Annotated in this window: 22 protein-coding genes and 1 other RNA gene; 13 read left to right on the top strand and 10 right to left on the bottom strand. The window is 66.9% G+C overall.

The annotated features are described in order from the left end of the window. Positions 1-119 precede the first annotated feature (119 nt). The 9 genes from F3J14_RS21745 (at position 120) to F3J14_RS21705 (ending at position 9,390) form a co-directional block, all read left to right on the top strand. Positions 120-1,514, top strand: coding sequence for an aminopeptidase P N-terminal domain-containing protein (locus F3J14_RS21745; RefSeq protein WP_166724767.1), 1,395 nt, complete (start codon positions 120-122; stop codon positions 1,512-1,514). Between the two features lie 68 nt (positions 1,515-1,582). Continuing rightward, positions 1,583-2,761, top strand: coding sequence for a UbiH/UbiF/VisC/COQ6 family ubiquinone biosynthesis hydroxylase (locus tag F3J14_RS21740; RefSeq protein WP_166724766.1), 1,179 nt, complete (start codon positions 1,583-1,585; stop codon positions 2,759-2,761). Positions 2,762-2,907: 146 nt separating this feature from the next. Next, positions 2,908-3,975 carry a tRNA dihydrouridine synthase DusB gene (dusB, locus tag F3J14_RS21735; RefSeq protein WP_006751898.1) on the top strand — a complete coding sequence of 356 codons (1,068 nt, stop codon included), beginning with the start codon at positions 2,908-2,910 and terminating at the stop codon, positions 3,973-3,975. Continuing rightward, positions 3,972-4,205, top strand: coding sequence for a Fis family transcriptional regulator (locus tag F3J14_RS21730; RefSeq protein ID WP_006476892.1), 234 nt, complete (start codon positions 3,972-3,974; stop codon positions 4,203-4,205). The genes dusB and F3J14_RS21730 overlap by 4 nt, the downstream gene beginning before the upstream one ends. Positions 4,206-4,250: 45 nt before the next feature. Then, on the top strand, positions 4,251-5,816 hold the full coding sequence (purH, locus tag F3J14_RS21725) for a bifunctional phosphoribosylaminoimidazolecarboxamide formyltransferase/IMP cyclohydrolase (RefSeq protein WP_166724765.1): 1,566 nt from the start codon (positions 4,251-4,253) through the stop codon (positions 5,814-5,816). A 151-nt stretch (positions 5,817-5,967) separates the two neighbouring features. Further along, a complete protein-coding gene (gene ruvC / locus F3J14_RS21720) occupies positions 5,968-6,519 on the top strand; it encodes a crossover junction endodeoxyribonuclease RuvC (protein ID WP_006751896.1) in 552 nt (183 codons plus the stop codon). Between the two features lie 132 nt (positions 6,520-6,651). Next, positions 6,652-7,233: a Holliday junction branch migration protein RuvA gene (ruvA, locus tag F3J14_RS21715; RefSeq protein ID WP_011655984.1), complete on the top strand. Its 582-nt coding sequence runs from the start codon at positions 6,652-6,654 to the stop codon at positions 7,231-7,233. Positions 7,234-7,353: 120 nt separating this feature from the next. Then, on the top strand, positions 7,354-8,421 hold the full coding sequence (ruvB, locus tag F3J14_RS21710; protein ID WP_166724764.1) for a Holliday junction branch migration DNA helicase RuvB: 1,068 nt from the start codon (positions 7,354-7,356) through the stop codon (positions 8,419-8,421). A gap of 24 nt (positions 8,422-8,445) precedes the next feature. Next, positions 8,446-9,390 carry an oxygenase MpaB family protein gene (locus F3J14_RS21705; RefSeq protein ID WP_166724763.1) on the top strand — a complete coding sequence of 315 codons (945 nt, stop codon included), beginning with the start codon at positions 8,446-8,448 and terminating at the stop codon, positions 9,388-9,390. A gap of 122 nt (positions 9,391-9,512) precedes the next feature. On the opposite strand, the gene F3J14_RS21700 is transcribed toward F3J14_RS21705, so the two are convergent. The 3 genes from F3J14_RS21700 to tyrS are packed head-to-tail and all read right to left on the bottom strand — an operon-like array spanning position 9,513 to position 11,895. Beyond that, entirely contained in the window at positions 9,513-10,175 is a 663-nt protein-coding gene (locus F3J14_RS21700; RefSeq protein WP_166724762.1) for a histidine phosphatase family protein, read from the bottom strand. A gap of 23 nt (positions 10,176-10,198) precedes the next feature. Further along, complete coding sequence (gene dtd / locus F3J14_RS21695) at positions 10,199-10,657, bottom strand: D-aminoacyl-tRNA deacylase (RefSeq protein ID WP_006751891.1); 459 nt, start codon at positions 10,655-10,657, stop codon at positions 10,199-10,201. After that, complete coding sequence (gene tyrS, locus F3J14_RS21690) at positions 10,654-11,895, bottom strand: tyrosine--tRNA ligase (protein WP_006751890.1); 1,242 nt, start codon at positions 11,893-11,895, stop codon at positions 10,654-10,656. The genes dtd and tyrS overlap by 4 nt, the downstream gene beginning before the upstream one ends. Positions 11,896-12,037: 142 nt before the next feature. On the opposite strand from tyrS, the gene F3J14_RS21685 reads away from it, so the two are divergent. Further along, positions 12,038-13,186 carry an anhydro-N-acetylmuramic acid kinase gene (locus F3J14_RS21685; RefSeq protein ID WP_166724761.1) on the top strand — a complete coding sequence of 383 codons (1,149 nt, stop codon included), beginning with the start codon at positions 12,038-12,040 and terminating at the stop codon, positions 13,184-13,186. Between the two features lie 108 nt (positions 13,187-13,294). On the opposite strand, the gene erpA is transcribed toward F3J14_RS21685, so the two are convergent. From erpA to rplM, 4 genes are read right to left on the bottom strand one after another with little or no spacing between them, the layout of a single operon-like run. Next, entirely contained in the window at positions 13,295-13,666 is a 372-nt protein-coding gene (gene erpA, locus F3J14_RS21680) for an iron-sulfur cluster insertion protein ErpA (protein WP_006751888.1), read from the bottom strand. Between the two features lie 19 nt (positions 13,667-13,685). Then, positions 13,686-13,874 carry a hypothetical protein gene (locus F3J14_RS21675; protein WP_166724756.1) on the bottom strand — a complete coding sequence of 63 codons (189 nt, stop codon included), beginning with the start codon at positions 13,872-13,874 and terminating at the stop codon, positions 13,686-13,688. A 9-nt stretch (positions 13,875-13,883) separates the two neighbouring features. Further along, a complete protein-coding gene (rpsI, locus tag F3J14_RS21670) occupies positions 13,884-14,276 on the bottom strand; it encodes a 30S ribosomal protein S9 (RefSeq protein WP_006751887.1) in 393 nt (130 codons plus the stop codon). A gap of 11 nt (positions 14,277-14,287) precedes the next feature. Continuing rightward, positions 14,288-14,716 carry a 50S ribosomal protein L13 gene (gene rplM / locus F3J14_RS21665; RefSeq protein ID WP_009687896.1) on the bottom strand — a complete coding sequence of 143 codons (429 nt, stop codon included), beginning with the start codon at positions 14,714-14,716 and terminating at the stop codon, positions 14,288-14,290. 313 nt (positions 14,717-15,029) lie between these two features. On the opposite strand from rplM, the gene F3J14_RS21660 reads away from it, so the two are divergent. Further along, positions 15,030-15,335: a hypothetical protein gene (locus F3J14_RS21660; protein WP_166724760.1), complete on the top strand. Its 306-nt coding sequence runs from the start codon at positions 15,030-15,032 to the stop codon at positions 15,333-15,335. Between the two features lie 442 nt (positions 15,336-15,777). After that, entirely contained in the window at positions 15,778-16,242 is a 465-nt protein-coding gene (locus tag F3J14_RS21655; protein WP_072465471.1) for an OsmC family protein, read from the top strand. Between the two features lie 70 nt (positions 16,243-16,312). On the opposite strand, the gene rnpB is transcribed toward F3J14_RS21655, so the two are convergent. Together rnpB and pyrC are read right to left on the bottom strand one after the other, a co-directional pair. Continuing rightward, an RNA gene (rnpB, locus tag F3J14_RS21650) (RNase P RNA component class A) lies at positions 16,313-16,724 on the bottom strand. Between the two features lie 65 nt (positions 16,725-16,789). Further along, the gene (pyrC, locus tag F3J14_RS21645; RefSeq protein ID WP_166724759.1) at positions 16,790-17,854 is read right to left on the bottom strand and encodes a dihydroorotase; all 1,065 of its coding nucleotides are present in this window, start codon (positions 17,852-17,854) and stop codon (positions 16,790-16,792) included. A 203-nt stretch (positions 17,855-18,057) separates the two neighbouring features. Here pyrC and F3J14_RS21640 point away from each other — a divergent pair, with 203 nt between their 5' ends. Further along, complete coding sequence (locus F3J14_RS21640) at positions 18,058-18,975, top strand: class II glutamine amidotransferase (RefSeq protein WP_043173545.1); 918 nt, start codon at positions 18,058-18,060, stop codon at positions 18,973-18,975. A 353-nt stretch (positions 18,976-19,328) separates the two neighbouring features. On the opposite strand, the gene F3J14_RS21635 is transcribed toward F3J14_RS21640, so the two are convergent. Beyond that, on the bottom strand, positions 19,329-19,589 hold the full coding sequence (locus F3J14_RS21635) for a hypothetical protein (RefSeq protein WP_166724758.1): 261 nt from the start codon (positions 19,587-19,589) through the stop codon (positions 19,329-19,331). Positions 19,590-19,793 lie beyond the last annotated feature (204 nt).

Below are 19,793 nucleotides of genomic sequence, written 5' to 3'. Positions count from 1 at the left end.
GTAGAAAATCGCCCGACCGGCCTGTGGATGGTTTGCAACAGCCGTCGCCGAGCCCCGTCCGGCGTGGCTTGCGGCCACCGCTCTCACGCGCGGCGTCCGGCGGCGCTACAATCGCACGAATGAATGCGCCCCTCGATACCGCCATCGCCGTCGACGTCTACCGCCAGCGCCGTGAACGCGTGCTTGCCGCACTGCGCGCCGCGGGCGGCGGCGTCGCCATCGTCCCCACCGCGCCGGAAATGCTGCGCAACCGCGATACGGCCTTTCCGTACCGGCATGACAGCTACTTCCATTACCTGACAGGCTTCACCGAGCCGGACGCCGTGCTCGTGCTGAACGCGGCCGGGCATGGCGCGCCGGAATCGATTCTGTTCTGCCGCGCGAAGAATGCCGACCGCGAGATCTGGGAAGGTTTCCATTACGGGCCGGAGGCCGCGCGCGATGTATTCGGTTTCGACACGGCCTACGCGGTCGACGTGATCGACACCGAAATGCCGCGGCTGCTCGCCGATGCGGGCACCGTGCACTACCGGTTCGGCGCATCGGCCGAGTTCGACCGCCAGCTCGCCGGCTGGATCGATGCGGTGCGCGCGCAGGCGCGCGCGGGCGTCGCCGCGCCGGACGCGATGCTCGACCTCACGCCGCTGCTCGACGACATGCGGCTCGTGAAGGACGAACACGAGCTCGCGATCATGATGCGCGCCGCGCACATCTCCGCGCTCGCGCATCGCCGCGCGATGCAGGTGTGCCGCCCGGGGATCCGCGAATACGAACTCGAGGCCGAGCTGCTCTATACGTTCCGCAAGCATGGTGCGCAGGCGCCCGCGTACGGCTCGATCGTCGCGGCCGGCGCGAATGCGTGCGTGCTGCACTACCCGGCCGGCAACGCGGCCGCGCAGGACGGCGACCTGATCCTGATCGATGCCGCGTGCGAACTCGACGGCTACGCGTCGGACATCACGCGCACGTTCCCGGCCAACGGGCGCTTCTCGCCCGCGCAGCGCACGCTGTACGACATCGTGCTCGCCGCGCAGCAGGCCGCGATCGACGCGACGCGCGCGGGCGTGCCGTTCGAGGCGCCGCACGACGCAGCCGTGCGCGTGCTCGCGCAGGGGCTGCTCGATACCGGCATCATCCCTAAGACACGCTTCTCGAACGTCGACGACGTGATCGCCGAGCGCGCGTACGCACGCTTCTACATGCACCGCACCGGCCACTGGCTCGGCATGGACGTGCACGATTGCGGCGACTACCGCGAGCGGCTCGCCGAGCGCGACGCCAACGGCGCGCTGCCGTGGCGCACGCTGAAACCCGGCATGACGCTCACCGTCGAGCCGGGCCTGTACGTGCGGGCTGCCGACGACGTGCCGTCCGAATACTGGAACATCGGCATCCGCATCGAAGACGACGCGATCGTGCGCGAGCACGGTTGCGAGCTGATCACGCGCGGCGTGCCGGTGGCGGCCGCCGAGATCGAGGCGCTGATGCGCGCGGGCGCGGCGCACGCCGCCTGAGCGCGCCGCAGGCTGCCATCGATCTCTGCCGATCCGCCGTTGACCGTTACCCCGTTTCACGAACACTGATGACGACCGCTTCCTCCCCGGCCACGCCGGACTACGACCTTGCCATCGTCGGCGCGGGCCCCGTCGGGCTCGCGCTCGCCGGCTGGCTCGCACGACGCAGCGCGACGCAGCACGCGTCGATCGCGCTGATCGACGCGCGCGAGCCGGCCGCGAGCGCGAACGATCCGCGCGCGATCGCCGTGTCGCACGGCAGCCGCGTGCTGCTCGACACGCTCGCGTGGCCGGGCGACGCGACGCCGATCGAACACATCCACGTGTCGCAGCGCGGCCATTTCGGCCGCACGCTGATCGACCGGGACGAACACGACCTCGCCGCGCTCGGCTACGTGGTGCGCTACGGCTCGATCGTGCAGGCGCTCGCGCAGGCGGTGCGCGGCACGCGCGTCGACTGGCTCACGTCGACCACCGCCCGCGCGCCGCAACAGGACGCCGACGGCGTCACGCTGACGCTCGACGGCCCGCAAGGCGAGCGCACGCTGCGCGCGCGCCTCGTCATCAACGCGGAAGGCGGGCTGTTCCACGAACAGCAGGCCGAGACCGGTAAGCATCGCCGGGACTACGGTCAGACCGCGATCGTCGGCACGGTCACGGTCTCGGCGCCGCGCCCGAACGTCGCGTGGGAACGCTTCACGCACGAAGGCCCGCTCGCGCTGCTGCCGCTTGGCGGCGCCGACTATTCGCTCGTATGGTGCTGCATGCCCGACGAAGCAGCCCGCCGCGCCGCCCTTCCCGACGCCGAGTTCCTGCGCGAACTCGGCGCCGCGTTCGGCGAACGCATGGGTCAGTTCGTCGCGATCGCCGGGCGCGCATCGTTCCCGCTCGGGCTGAACGCGGCGCAGACGCTCGTCAACGGACGCATCGCGATCGTCGGCAATGCCGCGCAAACGCTGCATCCGGTCGCCGGCCAGGGCCTCAACCTCGGGCTGCGCGATGCGCACACGCTCGTCGACTCGCTGTCCACGCAAGGCTTCGAGGCAACCGCGCTCGCGACCTTCAACGCGCGGCGCGCGCTCGACCGGCGCTTCACGATCGGCGCGACCGACACGCTCGCGCGCCTGTTCACGGTCGAGGCCGGCCCGCTTCCGCTGCTGCGCGGCGCGGCGCTCACCGCGCTCGAATTCGTGCCGCCGCTGAAGAAGGCGATCGCGCGCCAGATGATGTTCGGCCAGCGTAACTGACGCGCGGCGCATCGCGCGTCGGTTGCGCGCAGCCGGATCACGCAAACCGGGTCAAATCGGCGGGGCATGGGAATACGGTAAAATGCGCGTTTTCCCTCCGCCTTTTTTGCCCGCGACGCCCGGCGCTCGCGGGCGGTGCCATTGCGATGCCCGTTATCGGCTCTCACGTTTTGCGTAACAACCTGTTCGTCGCGCCGATGGCCGGCGTGACGGATCGTCCGTTCCGCCAGCTGTGCAAGCGGCTGGGGGCCGGATACGCCGTGTCCGAGATGGTCGCGTCCAATGCGCAGCTGTGGAAAAGCGCGAAGACGATGCGGCGGGCGAACCACGAAGGCGAAGTCGAGCCGATCGCGGTGCAGATCGCCGGCGCCGATCCCGCGATGATGGCCGAAGCGGCCCGCTACAACGTCGACAACGGCGCGCAGATCATCGACATCAACATGGGCTGCCCGGCGAAGAAGGTCTGCAACGTCGCGGCCGGCTCCGCGCTGCTGCAGAACGAGCCGCTCGTGCAGCGGATCGTCGAGGCCGTCGTCGCGGCGGTCGGCACGGGGCCGGATGCGGTGCCCGTCACGCTGAAGATCCGCACCGGCTGGGATCGCGAGCACAAGAACGCGATCACGGTCGCGCGCCTCGCCGAAGCGGCCGGCATCTCGATGCTGACTGTGCACGGCCGCACGCGCGCCGACCTCTACCGCGGCGACGCGGAATACGACACCATCGCGGCCGTGAAGGCGGCCGTGCGCATCCCGGTCGTCGCGAACGGCGACATCACGTCGCCGGCGAAAGCGAAGGCCGTGCTCGACGCAACCGGCGCCGACGCACTGATGATCGGTCGCGCCGCGCAAGGCCGGCCGTGGCTGTTCCGTGAAATCGATCATTTCCTGCAAACCGGCGAGCTGCTGCCCCCGCCGCGGATCGACGAGATCCAGCACGTGATGAACGAACACCTGGAAGACCACTACGCGTTCTACGGTGAATTCACGGGAGTCCGTACTGCGCGCAAGCACATCGGCTGGTACACTCGCGGCCTTTCCGGTGCCAACGGGTTCCGGCACAGGATGAACACGCTCGATTCCACCCGCGAGCAGCTCGCCGCCGTCAATGCATTCTTCGAGGCGCAAAAAGCGCTGTCGGACCACCTCGTCTACGTCGATGACGAAGAGGAAAACGGCCAGGGCGAGTCGGACGACCATAACCAGTTAGCAGCATGAGCAAGCACAACATCGAACAATGTGTCCGCGAGAGCCTGGACGTGTATTTCCGGGATCTAGACGGCTCCAATCCGCACGACGTCTATGAAATGGTGATGTCCTGCGTCGAAAAGCCGATGCTCGAGGTCGTGCTCGTACAGGCCGGCGGCAACCAGTCGCTCGCCGCGGAGTACCTCGGCATCAATCGCAATACGCTGCGCAAGAAGCTGCAGCAGCACGGCCTGCTGTAGGCCGGCCGTCCCGTCCCCGTTTCCCTGGCTATTGGTGGTTCCATCATGATCAAGCAAGCGCTCATTTCCGTTTCCGACAAGACCGGCATCGTCGACTTCGCGAAGTCGCTGTCCGACCTCGGCGTCAAGCTGCTGTCGACCGGCGGCACCGCGAAACTCCTCGCCGACGCGGGCCTGCCCGTTACCGAAGTGGCTGATTACACGGGCTTTCCGGAAATGCTCGATGGGCGCGTGAAGACGCTCCACCCGAAGGTGCACGGCGGCATCCTCGCCCGCCGCGACCTGCCCGAGCACATGCAGGCGCTGGAGCAGCACGGCATCCCGACGATCGACCTGCTGGTCGTGAACCTGTATCCGTTCGTCGCGACGATCGCGAAGGACGACTGCACGCTCGCCGACGCGATCGAGAACATCGACATCGGCGGCCCGACGATGCTGCGCTCGGCCGCGAAGAACCACCGCGACGTGACGGTCGTCGTCGATCCGGCCGACTACGCGGTCGTGCTCGACGAAATGAAGGCGAACGGCAACGCGATCGGCTACGCGACCAACTTCCGCCTCGCGACGAAGGTGTTCGCGCACACCGCGCAGTACGACGGCGCGATCACGAACTACCTGACGAGCCTGACCGACGAGCTGCAGCACGCGTCGCGCAGCGCGTACCCGGCGACGCTGAACATGGCGTTCGACAAGGTGCAGGACCTGCGCTACGGCGAGAACCCGCACCAGAGCGCCGCGTTCTACCGCGACCTCGCGGCGCCGGCCGGCGCACTGGCGAACTACCGCCAGCTGCAGGGCAAGGAGCTGTCGTACAACAACATCGCGGATTCGGACGCGGCGTGGGAATGCGTGAAGACGTTCGACGTGCCGGCCTGCGTGATCATCAAGCATGCGAACCCGTGCGGCGTCGCGGTCGGCAACGACTCGGCCGACGCGTACGCGAAGGCATTCCAGACCGACCCGACGTCGGCGTTCGGCGGCATCATCGCGTTCAACCGCGAAGTCGACGAGGCGGCCGCGCAGGCGGTGGCGAAGCAGTTCGTCGAAGTGCTGATCGCGCCGTCGTTCTCGGACGCCGCGAAGCAGGTGTTCGTCGCGAAGCAGAACGTGCGTCTGCTCGAGATCGCGTTGGGCGACGGCCATAACGCCTTCGACCTGAAGCGCGTGGGCGGCGGCCTGCTCGTGCAGTCGCTCGATTCGAAGAACGTGCAGCCGAGCGAGCTGCGCGTCGTCACGAAGCGCCAGCCGAGCGCGAAGGAAATGGACGACCTGCTGTTCGCATGGCGCGTCGCGAAGTACGTGAAGTCGAACGCGATCGTGTTCTGCGGCAACGGCATGACGCTCGGCGTCGGCGCAGGCCAGATGAGCCGCGTCGATTCCGCGCGCATCGCGAGCATCAAGGCGCAGAACGCAGGCCTCACTCTTGCCGGCTCGGCCGTCGCGTCGGATGCGTTCTTCCCGTTCCGCGACGGTCTCGACGTCGTCGTGGCGGCAGGCGCGACCTGCGTGATCCAGCCGGGCGGCTCGATGCGCGACGACGAAGTGATCGCGGCAGCCGACGAGCACGGCATCGCGATGATCCTGACGGGCGTGCGTCACTTCCGTCACTGATCGCACGCGGCCGGCGCGGCCGCCGCACGCAAACCCGGCGGCATCGCACCCGCCGGGTTTTTTATTGCGCGCCGCCGGCGCACGCGACAGTACGGCCGGCGCCGCGCACCATTCGTTGTAGTATCGCTGCATCAGGTTTTTCTCCTCACTCATGCGAATTCTCGGCATCGACCCCGGCCTGCGCGTCACCGGCTTCGGCGTCATCGACGTCAGCGGCCACCGGCTCGCCTATGTCGCAAGCGGCGTGATCCGCACGCCGACGGCCGACCTGGCCACGCGGCTCGGCACGATCTTCCAGGGCGTATCGACGCTCGTGCGCGAACACGCGCCCGACCAGGCCGCGATCGAGCAGGTGTTCGTCAACGTGAACCCGCAGTCGACGCTGCTGCTCGGCCAGGCGCGCGGCGCCGCGATCTGCGGACTCGTCTCCGGCGGCCTGCCGGTCGCCGAATACACCGCGCTGCAACTGAAGCAGGCCGTCGTCGGTTACGGGCGCGCGACCAAGTCGCAGATGCAGGAGATGGTCACGCGGCTGCTCAACCTCACCGGCCAGCCCGGCAGCGATGCGGCCGACGCGCTCGGGATGGCGATCTGCCATGCGCACAGCGGCAGTACGCTCGGCACGATCGGTGCGATCGGCGGCCTCGCGCCGGCGCTCGCGAAAAAGGGGCTGCGCGTGCGGCGCGGACGGCTCGTCGGCTGACGCGACGTCACGCAATCGCCCGATGCGGCGCGCGGCCACGCGCGGTGCATCGCCCCGACCTGACGGCCAACCCATCGGCATCGCGCCGCACCTGCGCTACACTCGCGCTTTCCTCCTCGCATCCCGCCATCCATGATCGGTCGCATCGCCGGCATCCTGCTCGAAAAGAACCCGCCTCACCTGCTCGTCGACTGCAACGGCGTCGGCTACGAAATCGACGTGCCGATGAGCACCTTCTACAACCTGCCGCAAACGGGCGAGCGCGTCGTGCTGCTCACGCAGCAGATCGTGCGGGAGGACGCGCACCTGCTGTACGGCTTCCTGACGCCGCAGGAGCGCACGACCTTCCGCGAACTGCTGAAGATCACCGGCATCGGCGCGCGCATGGCGCTCGCCGTGCTCTCGGGCATGAGCGTGCAGGAGCTCGCGCAGGCGGTGACGATGCAGGACGCCGCGCGCCTCACGCGCCTGCCCGGCATCGGCAAGAAGACCGCCGAGCGCCTGCTGCTCGAACTGAAGGGCAAGCTCGGCGCGGACCTCGGTGCGCTCGCCGGCGCCGCATCGCAGTCCGATCACGCGGCCGACATCCTCAACGCGCTCGTCGCGCTCGGCTATTCCGAAAAGGAAGGCCTCGCCGCGATCAAGAACGTGCCGGCCGGCACTGGCGTGTCCGAGGGCATCAAGCTCGCGCTCAAGGCACTGTCGAAGGTGTAACGGCGGCCCGGGCAGGCGCCCGAACCGGCTGTCGGCGCCAGTGTCGCGCCGCCGTGCGGCGCGCGCCAGTCGGCCGTTCGGCCAGTTCGGCCGCGTGACGGTGCGCGGTACAATGGCCGCATGATTGAAACCGACAAACTCGCCGCCGAGCGGATCATCGCCGCCACGCCATCCTCGTCGCACGAGGAGGTGTTCGAACGCGCACTGCGGCCGCGCCAGCTCGACGACTACGTCGGCCAGGAAAAGGTGCGCGGCCAGCTCGAGATCTTCATCGAGGCCGCGAAGCGCCGCTCCGAGCCGCTCGACCACGTGCTGCTGTTCGGGCCGCCGGGCCTCGGCAAGACCACCCTCGCCCATATCATCGCGCGCGAGATGGGCGTGAACCTGCGCCAGACGTCAGGCCCCGTGCTCGAACGCGCGGGCGACCTCGCCGCGCTGCTGACCAACCTCGAAGCGAACGACGTGCTGTTCATCGACGAAATCCACCGGCTGTCGCCGGTCGTCGAGGAAATCCTGTATCCGGCGCTCGAGGACTACCAGATCGACATCATGATCGGCGAAGGGCCGGCCGCGCGCAGCGTGAAGCTCGACCTGCAGCCGTTCACGCTGGTCGGCGCGACCACGCGCGCGGGGATGCTGACCAACCCGCTGCGCGATCGCTTCGGGATCGTCGCGCGTCTCGAGTTCTACGATGCCGACCAGCTGGCGCGCATCGTGCGGCGCTCGGCGTCGCTGCTGAACGCGCACATCGATCCGAACGGCGCGCTGGAGATCGCGAAGCGCTCGCGCGGCACGCCGCGGATCGCGAACCGGCTGCTGCGCCGCGTGCGCGACTTTGCGGAAGTGAAGGCTGACGGCCAGATCACCGCGGCCGTCGCCGACGCCGCGCTCGCGATGCTCGACGTCGACCCGGTCGGCTTCGACCTGATGGATCGCAAGCTGCTCGAGGCGATCCTGTACAAGTTCGACGGCGGCCCGGTCGGCATCGACAACCTCGCGGCGGCGATCGGCGAGGAACGCGACACGATCGAGGACGTGCTCGAGCCGTACCTGATCCAGCAGGGCTTCCTGCAGCGCACGCCGCGCGGGCGCGTCGCGACGCTGCTCACGTATCGCCATTTCGGACTCTCCGCGCCCGATGCCGGCAACGCCGAACGCGGGATGTGGGACACCCCCGCCGGAAAGTAGCCCGCCGCCAGCGCCAAGCCAGCCATGACCACGCCGCCCAGCCCTCACCCCGCACCCAGCCCGCGCTGGGCCGAGCCGATCCGCAAGCGGCTCGTGGCCGGCGTCACGCACCTGACGGCAGGCGGCGGCGGTCCGTCGCTCGATCTCTCGTCGCCGCCCGGGGATCCTGGGCTGTTCGGCCCTGACGCCATCTGCTGGCGCGTGCATGCCGATTTCACGTCGATGATGACGGGCGGCATCGCCGCGCTGCTGCTGCAGGCGCTTCACCCGCTCGCGCTTGCGGGCGTCTGGGATCACTCGTCGTTTCGCACCGACATCCTCGGCCGCTTGCGGCGCACCGCCACGTTCATCACGGGCACGACGTTCGGCAGCCGCGCGGACGCACTCGCGCTGATCGAGCGCGTGAAAGCGATCCACGCGCGCATATCGGGCAGCGCGCCCGACGGCCGGCCGTACCGGGCCGACGATCCGGCGTTGCTGACCTGGGTGCATGTCGCGGAAGTATCGAGCTTCCTCGCCGCGCATCTGCGCTATGTGAATCCGTCTCTGCCGGGCGAGTTGCAGGACGGCTACTACGCTGAAACGGCATTGATCGCCGAGCTGCTCGGCGCCCGCGACGTTCCCCGTTCGCGGGCCGAGGTAGCGGCCTATCTCGCGCGCATGCAGCCCGAGCTCGCGGCCGGGCCGCGCACCTTCGAAGTGATGGACATCCTGCTGAATGTGCCGGTCGCGACGCCCGCGCTGCGGCCGGCCGCGTCGCTGATCATGCATGCGGGAATCGACCTGCTGCCGCCGTGGGCGCAGCGCATGCTCGGTGTATCGACGTTCGCGCCGCTGCGGCGTGCGGTGGTCCGGCCCGGGGTCCGGGTGGTCGCCCCCGTGCTGCGCTGGGCGCTCGTCAACGGCGCGTCGAAACGCGCACGCCGCCGCGCTGCCGCGCCACCGCCCGACGGCAACCCGCCCGCCTGACGATCCTTCAGATCATTTCAATTTACTGTCAAATACGTGTGACAAGCTGGCGAGCTTGCCGCCGCGCGCGCTCGCACAAAGCGACCCCGGCCCATCACGCCGGGCCGGGCCGATACGATCGGTCAGAGTACCTTGCGATACCCGTCGTCGTCGCTCGCGGCGTCCAGATGCGACACGTCGGCCCATTGCACGACCTGCGCGCGGCCATCGACGTAATCGACGACGTTGATGCTCGTGTTGAGCAGTTGATAGCTGCGCGGTGCCGACAGCTCGAGACCGTTTGCAAAGCGATACACGCAGTCGAGTACGCCGCCGTGCGCGACGCATGCGATCCGGCCGCCCGGATGCGCCGCGACGATCGGCTCGAGCGCATGCAGCACACGATGATAGAACTCGCGCTGCGACTCGCCGCCGTCGGGCGCGAAGCCCGGGTCGCGGGTCTGCCACGCGGCGTAGGCGTCCGGAAACAGCGTCTCGATCTCGGTGCTGTCATGCCCCTGGAATACGCCGTACGCGCGTTCGCGCAGCCCTTGGCTCAACTGCAGCGGCAGCCCGAGCGCATCGGCAAAGGGTTGCGCGGTCTGCTGCGCACGCATCAGGTCGCTCGAATAGATCGCGTCGATCCGCTGCCCTTCGCGCGCTTCCCGCGCGAGCCGGACGGCCAGCCGCCGCGCCTGCGCGAGCCCCGTTTCGGCCAGCGGAATGTCGATATGGCCCTGGATGCGCTTGATGCGGTTCCAGGCCGTTTCGCCATGGCGAATGAACAGAATCTGCGTGGTGGCCATCGCGGCGCGTCTCCGGGAAAGTGTCAGGGCCGCACTTGCAGCCAGAACGTCACGGGGCCGTCGTTGACGAGCGACACCTGCATGTCGGCGCCGAACTCGCCCGTCTCGACGACCGGATGGCGTTCGCGCGCGGCCGCGACGAAATAGTCGAACAGGCGCGCGCCTTCGTCGGGCGGCGCGGCCGGCGTGAAGCTCGGCCGCAACCCGCTGTTGGTATCGGCCGCGAGCGTGAACTGCGACACGAGCAGCAGGCCGCCTGCGCCGCCCGCGCCGTCGATGTTCGACACCGGCAGGTTCATCTTGCCGGCCGCGTCGCTGAACACGCGATAGCCGAGCAGCTTCGCGAGGAGCTTGTCGGCCGCGGCCTCGGTGTCGCCGCGCTCCGCACAGACGAGCGCGAGCAGGCCCGCGCCGATCTCGCCCGTCGTGCGGTCGCCGACGCGCACGTCGGCACGCTTCACGCGCTGGATCAGCGCGATCATGCGCTCAGCGTGACGCGCGCGAAGCGGCGCTTGCCGACCTGGACGACGAACTCGCCGGCCTCGACCTTCAGGCCCTTGTCGGACACGGTCGCGCCGTCGATCTTCACGCCGCCCTGCTCGATGTTGCGCAGCGCTTCGCTCGTCGACGGCACGAGGCCGGCCTGCTTCAGCAGCTGGCCGATCGCGAGCGGCGCGCCCGCGAGCGTGACCGACGGGATGTCGTCCGGCACGCCGCCCTTCGCGCGGTGGTTGAAGTCATCGAGCGCACGCTCGGCGTCGGCCTGCGAGTGGAAGCGCGCGACGATTTCCTGCGCGAGCAGCACCTTGAAGTCGCGCGGGTTGCGGCCGCCTTCGGCGTCGCGCTTGAAGCCGGCGATCTCGTCGAGGCTGCGGAACGACAGCAGTTCGAAGTAACGCCACATCAGCGTGTCCGAGATGCTCATCAGCTTGCCGAACATGTCGGTCGGCTTCTCGCTGATGCCGACGTAGTTGCCCTTCGACTTCGACATCTTCTCGACGCCGTCGAGGCCTTCGAGCAGCGGCATCGTCAGGATGCACTGCTGTTCCTGGCCGTACTGCTTCTGCAGTTCGCGGCCGACCAGCAGGTTGAACTTCTGGTCCGTGCCGCCGAGCTCGAGATCGGCGTTCAGCGCGACCGAGTCGTAGCCCTGCATCAGCGGGTACAGGAATTCATGGATCGAGATCGGCACGCCGCCCTGGAAGCGCTTCGTGAAGTCCTCGCGCTCGAGGATCCGCGCGACCGTGTAGCGCGACGCGAGCTTGATCATTCCGTCCGCGCCGAGCGGCATCGACCATTCGCTGTTGTAGCGGATCTCGGTTTTTTCGCGGTCGAGCACGAGCGCGGCCTGTTCGAAATAGGTCTTCGCGTTCGATTCGATCTGTTCGCGCGTGAGCGGCGGACGCGTCGCGTTGCGGCCCGACGGATCACCGATCAGCGACGTGAAATCGCCGATCAGGAAGATCACGGTATGACCGAGGTCCTGCAGCTGACGCATCTTGTTCAGCACGACCGTATGGCCGATGTGGATGTCGGGCGCGGTCGGGTCGAGGCCGAGCTTGATGCGCAGCGGCGTGCCGGTGGCCGCGCTGCGCGCGAGCTTCTGCGCGAACTCTTCCTCGATCAGCAGTTCGTCGACGCCGCGCTTCGTGACGGCGAGCGCATGGCGGACTTCGTCGGTGATCGGGAAAACAGGCTTGGAACTGGGTTCGGTGCTCATCGGTGCCGGGAAGAATGTCGCAAAGACAGGGATTTTCCCATAACTTGCGCGTGCATCGCTTAACGATGCGCCAGGTTGCGCGGATAATCGGGCGCAAGGCGCGTGGCACCGGCCCGCGCCGCTCGATCCAGGAGAACCCAACGTGCCGCAACGACATCCGCAACCCGCCCATCCGGCCGACGGCATCTACTTCGGGCTGATGTCGGGAACCAGCATGGACGGCGTCGACGGCGTCGCCGTGCGTTTCGAGACCGGCAAGGCACCGGTCGTGCTCGCGGAAGCCTTCGTCGGCTTCGCGCAATCGCTGCGCGACGTGCTGTTCGCGCTGCAGCAGCCGGGTAATGATGAAATCGACCGGGAATCGCTCGCGGCGAATGCGCTGGTCGCGCGCTACGCGGTGTGCTGCCATGAATTGCAGCGCACCGCGGGGCTGTCGCGCGACGAGATTCACGCGATCGGCGTGCACGGCCAGACGGTGCGTCATCGCCCCGAGCGTGGCTATACGCGGCAGCTCAACAACCCGGCGCTGCTCGCCGAGCTGACTCAGGTGGACGTGATCGCCGATTTCCGCAGCCGCGATGTGGCCGCCGGCGGCCACGGCGCGCCGCTCGCGCCGGCGTTCCATGCGACGGTGTTCGGCGCGCCCGGCGAGACGCGTGTCGTCTGCAATCTCGGCGGGATCAGCAACATCACGATCCTGCCCGGCGAAGGCGGCGACGTGCGCGGCTTCGACTGCGGCCCCGCGAACGCGCTGCTCGACGAATGGGCGACCCGCCATCTCGGCAAGCCGTACGACGACGGCGGCAAGTTCGCCGCGCGCGGCACCGTGCACGCGCCGCTGCTCGATGCACTGCTCGACGAGCCGTATTTCGCCGCGCCGCCGCCGAAAAGCACCGGCCGCGACCTGTTCAATCCCGCCTGGCTCGACGCGAAGCTCGCCGCGTTCGCGCAGGTTGCGCCGCAGGACGTGCAGGCGACCCTCACGGCGCTCACTGCCGTGTCGGTCGCACGCGAGATCGCAAGACACGCATCGGGCTGCAAGGCCCTCTTCGTATGCGGCGGCGGTGCACGCAACCCGGTGCTGCTCGACGCGCTCAGGCACGCGCTGCACGAGGCCGGCGTGCCGGCGTCGGTCGATACGACCGCCGCGCTCGGCGTGCCGCCGCAACAGGTCGAGGCGCTCGCCTTCGCGTGGCTCGCATACCGCTTCACCGCGCGCCAGCCCGGCAATCTTGCGACGGTTACCGGCGCGGCCGGCAACCGTGTGCTCGGCGCGCTTTATCCGCGCTGACGCGATCCCCGCCGCGCGGCGGGCGCTGCATGGCAGACGGGAATGAAAAAACGGGGCATGAAGCCCCGTTTTTTCATATCAGCGAACCGGCGCGGATCTGCCGGATGCTCAGACCGAGAACGACGAGCCGCACCCGCAGGTGGTCGTTGCGTTCGGGTTCTTGATCACGAACTGGGCGCCGTTGAGGTCGTCCTTGTAGTCGATCTCGGCGCCGACCAGGTACTGGTAGCTCATCGAGTCGATCAGGAGCTGGACGCCGTTCTTGTTCATCACGGTGTCGTCCTCGTTGACTTCCTCGTCGAACGTGAAGCCATACTGGAAGCCCGAGCAGCCGCCGCCCTGCACGAACACGCGCAGCTTCAGGTCGGGATTGCCCTCTTCGTCGATCAGTTGCTTGACCTTGTCGGCCGCGGCGTCGGTGAAGACGAACGGTACCGGCATTTCGGCCGTCGTTGCTGCGGATTCGGTAACAGCGTTCATGCGAACTCTCCAAAAAGCTTTAGCCGCTATTGTAGGGCCGATCAGAAGATCGTGCTGATGTCCATGAAATCAATAGGTTCTTGTTGATTTCAATGCGCCCGGCCACGCGGGTGGCCGTCGCGCGGGCATAAAGCGCAGGCATAAAAAAACCGCCAGCGCGAAAGCTGGCGGTTTTTTCGGCGGACGCGCCCGAAAGCGGCGCGGCCATGAAGCGGAATTAACGCTTCGAGAACTGCTTTGCGCGACGTGCCTTGCGCAGACCAACCTTCTTACGCTCGACTTCACGTGCATCGCGCGTGACGAAGCCTGCGGTCGACAGCGACGGCTTCAGCGTTGCATCGTAGTCGATCAGTGCACGGGTGATGCCGTGGCGCACTGCGCCTGCCTGACCCGTTTCACCGCCGCCCGTCACGTTCACCTTGATGTCGAACGTCTGGCCGTGGTTCGTGAGTTCCAGCGGTTGACGCACGATCATCAGCGACGTTTCGCGCGAGAAGTAGTCAGCGATGGGCTTGCCATTGACGATGATGTCGCCCTTGCCAGCCTTGATGAAGACACGTGCGACTGCGCTCTTGCGGCGGCCCGTACCGTAGTTCCAGTTACCGATCATGTGGGCTCCCCTTAGATCTCGAGCGCCTTCGGCTGTTGCGCCGAATGCGGATGCGTGGCTTCAGCGTAGACCTTCAGCTTCTTGATCATTGCGTAGCCGAGCGGGCCCTTCGGCAGCATGCCCTTGACCGCTTTCTCGAGCGCGCGGCCCGGGAAGCGTTCTTGCATCTTGCCGAACGTCGTTTCATAGATACCGCCCGGGTAGCCCGAGTGACGGTAGTACTTCTTGTCCAGAGTCTTGTTGCCCGTGACCTTCAACTTGCTTGCGTTGATGATGATGATGAAATCACCAGTGTCGACGTGCGGGGTGAACTCAGGCTTGTGCTTGCCGCGCAGACGGCGTGCCACTTCGCTGGCAACACGGCCGAGAACCTTATCCGTCGCGTCAATCACGTACCATTCGCGCGTCACCTCATGGGCTTTTGCGGAAAACGTCTTCATGATCGATCCAAAAAAAATGCTTTGCCCGATGTGTTCTTCCTGCTTGTCTGTGTGCGCTTCGAGGCGCGGTGCAGGCTCTCCCTGTTTCTTTTTCCGTGGGCATGAATGCGGAAAAGCCCTGAATTATAAAGGAAATACGGCAACGCGGTCAAAGGGAATCCACGTCCCGCGCCGGCGGCGCCCGAAATGGGCCAGAATCCGGTCGTGCCCCAACACACCAGGCGAACCGAGCGCCCGGGGAGGCACCCATCGACGCGCGGCACCAGACCTTGCCGCGCCAGACCGGCCGACAACGGAAAAACAACAAACAAGCATGATGAAACAAAGACTTACGCCCTTTCTCGCGGCCGCATTGCTGGCCGCCGCCACGCCCGCCGTCGCCGACCGGGCCGACTGCGAGGCCAAGCTCGACGCACTCGACGCCCGCATCGCGGAAGCCCGCGGTGCCCATGCCGAAGATCGCATCGCCCGCCTGCGCGCGGTACGCGCACGCGTGCGCCACTTCTGCGCACGCGGTCACGGCCACGCTTCGGCCGCACCCGCACCGGCACCTGCCGCCCGTTCCGCGGATACGCCGCCCGGCGCTGCGTCGCGGCCGGCCGCACGGCAGCCCGCGTAATCGCGTAATCAGAACACGAACAGGTGCCGGAGCGCGCAAACTGCGCGCCGCTGATTGCATGGGACGAAAAAAAGCCCGAACGGTTGGTTCGGGCTTAATCCACCTCAGGAGGAGTGTGGAGGAGACATGCGGAGATTGTCGCACCGCGACAACCAATGAGGCTCATTATACGAATGCGCCGTCGACTTCACAAGAAAATTCGCATTGAGAAATCGAAAACCACAATGTGGGATGTGCGCGCTTTCGCGAGGCCAATCGAGTTTTCTCTTTAAAATCAATCGATTGGTTGACGAGCGCAGGATCGGAAGCCCGCCGCACCTAGAGTAAAACCCCTAAGGACCCCAGGGAAATCGGCGTGCGGCGCCCCGCCGGGCATCGCACGCGCCGGCGCGCCGGGTCGCGTCGTGCAGCGCATCAGCCGAGCGTTGCCCAGCGGGCTACAATGCCGGATCGAATCCGAATCAGGCAACGCTGGAGTGCAAGCATGGAATGCAAAGTAAGCTGGATGGGTCAGGACGGCATGGCGTTTTCCGCCCAGACCGGAAGCGGGCATCTCGTCGCGATGGACGGCGCGCCGGAAGGCGGCGGCCATAACCTCGCGCCGCGCCCGATGGAAATGGTGCTGGTCGGCACCGGCGGCTGCACCGCGTACGACGTCGTGCTGATCCTGAAGAAGAGTCGCCAGGAAGTCACCGGCTGCTCGGTCACGCTGAAGGCCGAGCGCGCGAGCGAAGATCCGAAGGTGTTCACGAAGGTCCACTTCCACTTCACCGTCACGGGCCGCAACCTGAACCCGGCCACGGTCGAGCGCGCGATCAACCTGTCGCATGACAAGTACTGCTCCGCGTCGATCATGATCGCGAAGACTGCCGAACTCACGCATTCGTTCGACATCGTCGCGGACTGAACGCACGGCAGCCACGCATGAAAAAAAGGGCCGGCGCTCCTGGTGGAGCGCCGGCCCTTTCGCATTCGAACGGCAAAGCAGGCCGATAAGCCGGATTCTGTGCACGCTGCACGCCGAAGCGCGCAGCGCGTGGCAGCCATTCCTCTAGGCGCGCCATTGCTGACGCGCTCAAGCTTCCTACCCGCAGACGAGACGGGGGCCCCGTCCTGCATCCGAAAATGCGCGCCTGCCTACTTGGAATTGCTCCGGGTGGAGGTTACCGTGCCGGCGAACGTCGCCGTCGCCGCGGTGCGCTCTTACCGCACCGTTTCACCCTTACCTGATCCCGGCTTGCGCCGGGCCATCGGCGGTTTGCTTTCTGTTGCCCTGTTCCGCGTGTCGCCACGGATGGCCGTTAGCCATCACCCTGCCCTGTGGAGTCCGGACTTTCCTCGCCCCCGCCAGCCCGAAGGCGGCGAGGCCGCGACTGCCTGGCCTACTTTGCGACGCGCATTTTAGCACTGCGCGCCGCCGGCCGTCTGGCCGGCGTCACGCGGCGGCGCGTCGGTCACGCGAACTTCCAGCCGATCGTTTCGCCGGCGCGCAGCGGCACGACCGGCGTATCGCCCGCGAAAACCTCGCGCGGCAATTCCCAGGTCTCGCGACGCAGCGTGATGGTTTCGGTGCTGTGCGGCAGCCCGTAGAAATCCGCGCCGAAGCGGCTCGCGAAATTTTCCAGCTTGTCGAGCGCGCCAGCCTGGTCGAACGCTTCCGCATACAGCTCGAGCGCGTGCAGTGCCGTGTAGCAGCCCGCGCAGCCGCACGCGGTTTCCTTCGCGCCGCGCGCGTGCGGCGCGCTGTCGGTACCGAGGAAGAAGCGCGGGTTGCCCGACGTCGCGGCCTCGACGAGCGCGACGCGATGCGTTTCGCGCTTCAGCACCGGCAGGCAGTAGTAATGCGGGCGAATCCCGCCGACGAACAGCGCGTTGCGGCTGTACAGCAGGTGCTGCGGGGTGATCGTCGCGCCGAGCAGGCCCGGCGCCGCGTCGGCGTCGCGCACGTAGTCGGCCGCGTCCTTCGTCGTGATGTGTTCGAACACGACCTTCAGGCCCGGGAAATCGCGGCGCAGCGGCGTCATCACGCGATCGATGAACACCTTCTCGCGATCGAACATGTCGACCGACGGATCGGTCACCTCGCCGTGCACGAGCAGCGGCATGCCGGTTTCCTGCATGACCTCGAGCGTCTTCGCGCACTTCGCGAGATCGCTGACGCCGTGATCCGAGTTCGTCGTCGCGCCGGCCGGGTACAGCTTCACGCCGTGCACGAAGCCGCTGTCGCGCGCGCGGCGGATTTCGTCGGGCGCCGTGTTGTCGGTCAGGTACAGCGTCATCAGCGGCTCGAACGTCATCCCGGCCGGCAGCGCGGCCAGGATCCGCTCGCGATAGGCCTGCGCGTGCGCGGTGGTCGTGACGGGCGGCTTCAGGTTCGGCATGACGATCGCGCGGGCGAACTGGCGCGCGGTATGCGGCAGCACCGCGGCCAGCATGTCGCCGTCGCGCAGGTGCAGGTGCAGGTCGTCGGGACGGGCGAGCGTGAGCGTCGCCGGAGAGGAAGCGTTCGAGGCAGTCATAGGAGGCGTCGTGAGGAACGGGCTGGCCATCTGCGGGGCCGGAACGCACGTGCGCGGACCGACTGACGGCAAACCGCAACACGAGGCCTTCGGCCGGCGGAATCCGCTTTTTACCGCTCAAGGCTCGGTGATATGCTAGAAACCACATTGTACCGGGGTTCCCCCGGTTGGTTACCCTGCTTCCGCCCCCGCCCCCAAGTAAAATGTGCCAACTCCTAGGAATGAACTGCGCCGCGCCGACGGACGTCACATTCTCCTTCACAGGTTTCGCGGCCCGGGGCGGCCTCACCGATCACCATGCGGACGGCTGGGGAATCGCGTTCTTCGAGGACAAGGCCTGTCGCCTCTTCATCGACCAGCAGGCCTCGGCCACGTCGCCGCTCGCCGAAATGGTGAAGCGCTACCCGATCAAGTCCAAGAACACGATCGCCCACATCCGCAAGGCCACGCAGGGTCACATCCTGCTCGAGAACAGCCACCCGTTCATGCGCGAGCTGTGGGGGCGGCACTGGATCTTCGCGCATAACGGCGATCTGCAGGACTACGAACCCGACCTCGACGGCAGCGTCTACCATCCGGTCGGCACGACCGACAGCGAGAAGGCATTCTGCGTGCTGATGCAGGGGCTGCGCGAAGCGTTCCCCGGCGCGCAACCGCCGCTGCCGGAGCTGTTCGAGCGCGTCGGCGAGCTGACACGCGGCATTACCGATCACGGCGTATTCAACTTCCTGATGTCGAACGGCCAGGCGCTCTTCGCGCACTGCTCGACGCGGCTGCACTACCTCGTGCGGCGCTGGCCGTTCTCGACCGCGCACCTGGTCGACGAAGACCTGTCGATCGACTTCGCGAAATACACGACGCCCGAGGATCGCGTCGCGGTGATCGCCACACAGCCGCTGACCGACAACGAAATCTGGACCTCATTCGAACCGGGCGAGCTGATCATGTTCCAGTGCGGCGACGTCGCCGCGCGGATGCAGATTCCGGTGCCCGAGCGCGTGCTCGAGAAGCTGCGCAACCCGGCGCTCGACGCATCGGCGTCCGCGCCGTGCGGCGGCGTGATTCGTGAGGCGCTGGCAGCCGGCGCCGCGGACGACGGCGACGACCCGATCGATTTCTGAGTCACGCGCGCTCGCGCCGCTTCCCCGCTTCCATTGCCGTCGCCACGCGACGGCGTGATCACCGGTCACGCCGGTCTGGCATCCCCGATTATCCGCGCCCGAGTCCGGGCCGCGCGCCCTCGCGGAAAATCGCGCCGCTTTTCACTCGTGCTCCGGTTTTCGTTTCATCCGAACCACAATTCCGTGCATCGAACCGGCCTCGCGCAACATTCACTTGATTTTATTAATGTTCAAGCGAAAATAATACATGCGCAAAACAATTAAATAGCCGGAATCACAATAACACAATCCGGAAACCACATTTTATCGCGGCAATTTTCCGCGAACAGTGCGCCAGATCACCAATACACGACTCAACAATCCGCCCTCTCAAAATCCACGAATCCCTTGCCCCACAAGGCTTTCAGTTCGATTAACCACACAATCAAAAAATACCGAACGAAATCGGCATTATCGCCACATTCGTTATTTTTTTGATAATCACCCGCCACCTCCATTAGTAGACTCGCCCCATCCCCGGTGTAACGGATCACGATTGGCGCGACATCCGCAATGCGGCAACGGCCGCCGCACGCCCATTCGAGCCATTTTCCCGCCGTGGAATGCGCTTTCACCGCACCGCGGTGGACACCACTTCAAAAAAGAGAGAGGGGCTTGTCGTGAATCACTCATTTCGATTGATATGGAGCGAAGCCGCCGGCTGCTGGGTGGCGGTCGCGGAAACGGCCCGGGCGCGCGGCAAGCGTTCGGGCGGCGAATCAGGCGCAAGCCGCCGTGCCGGCCGCATGGCGGCCCGCCGCTCGCCGCTGCGTGTCGCC

It is taken from the genome of Burkholderia sp. Tr-862, assembly GCF_011753085.1.
GTDB lineage: Bacteria > Pseudomonadota > Gammaproteobacteria > Burkholderiales > Burkholderiaceae > Burkholderia > Burkholderia ambifaria.
This window is presented reverse-complemented; position numbering and strand designations above follow the sequence as displayed.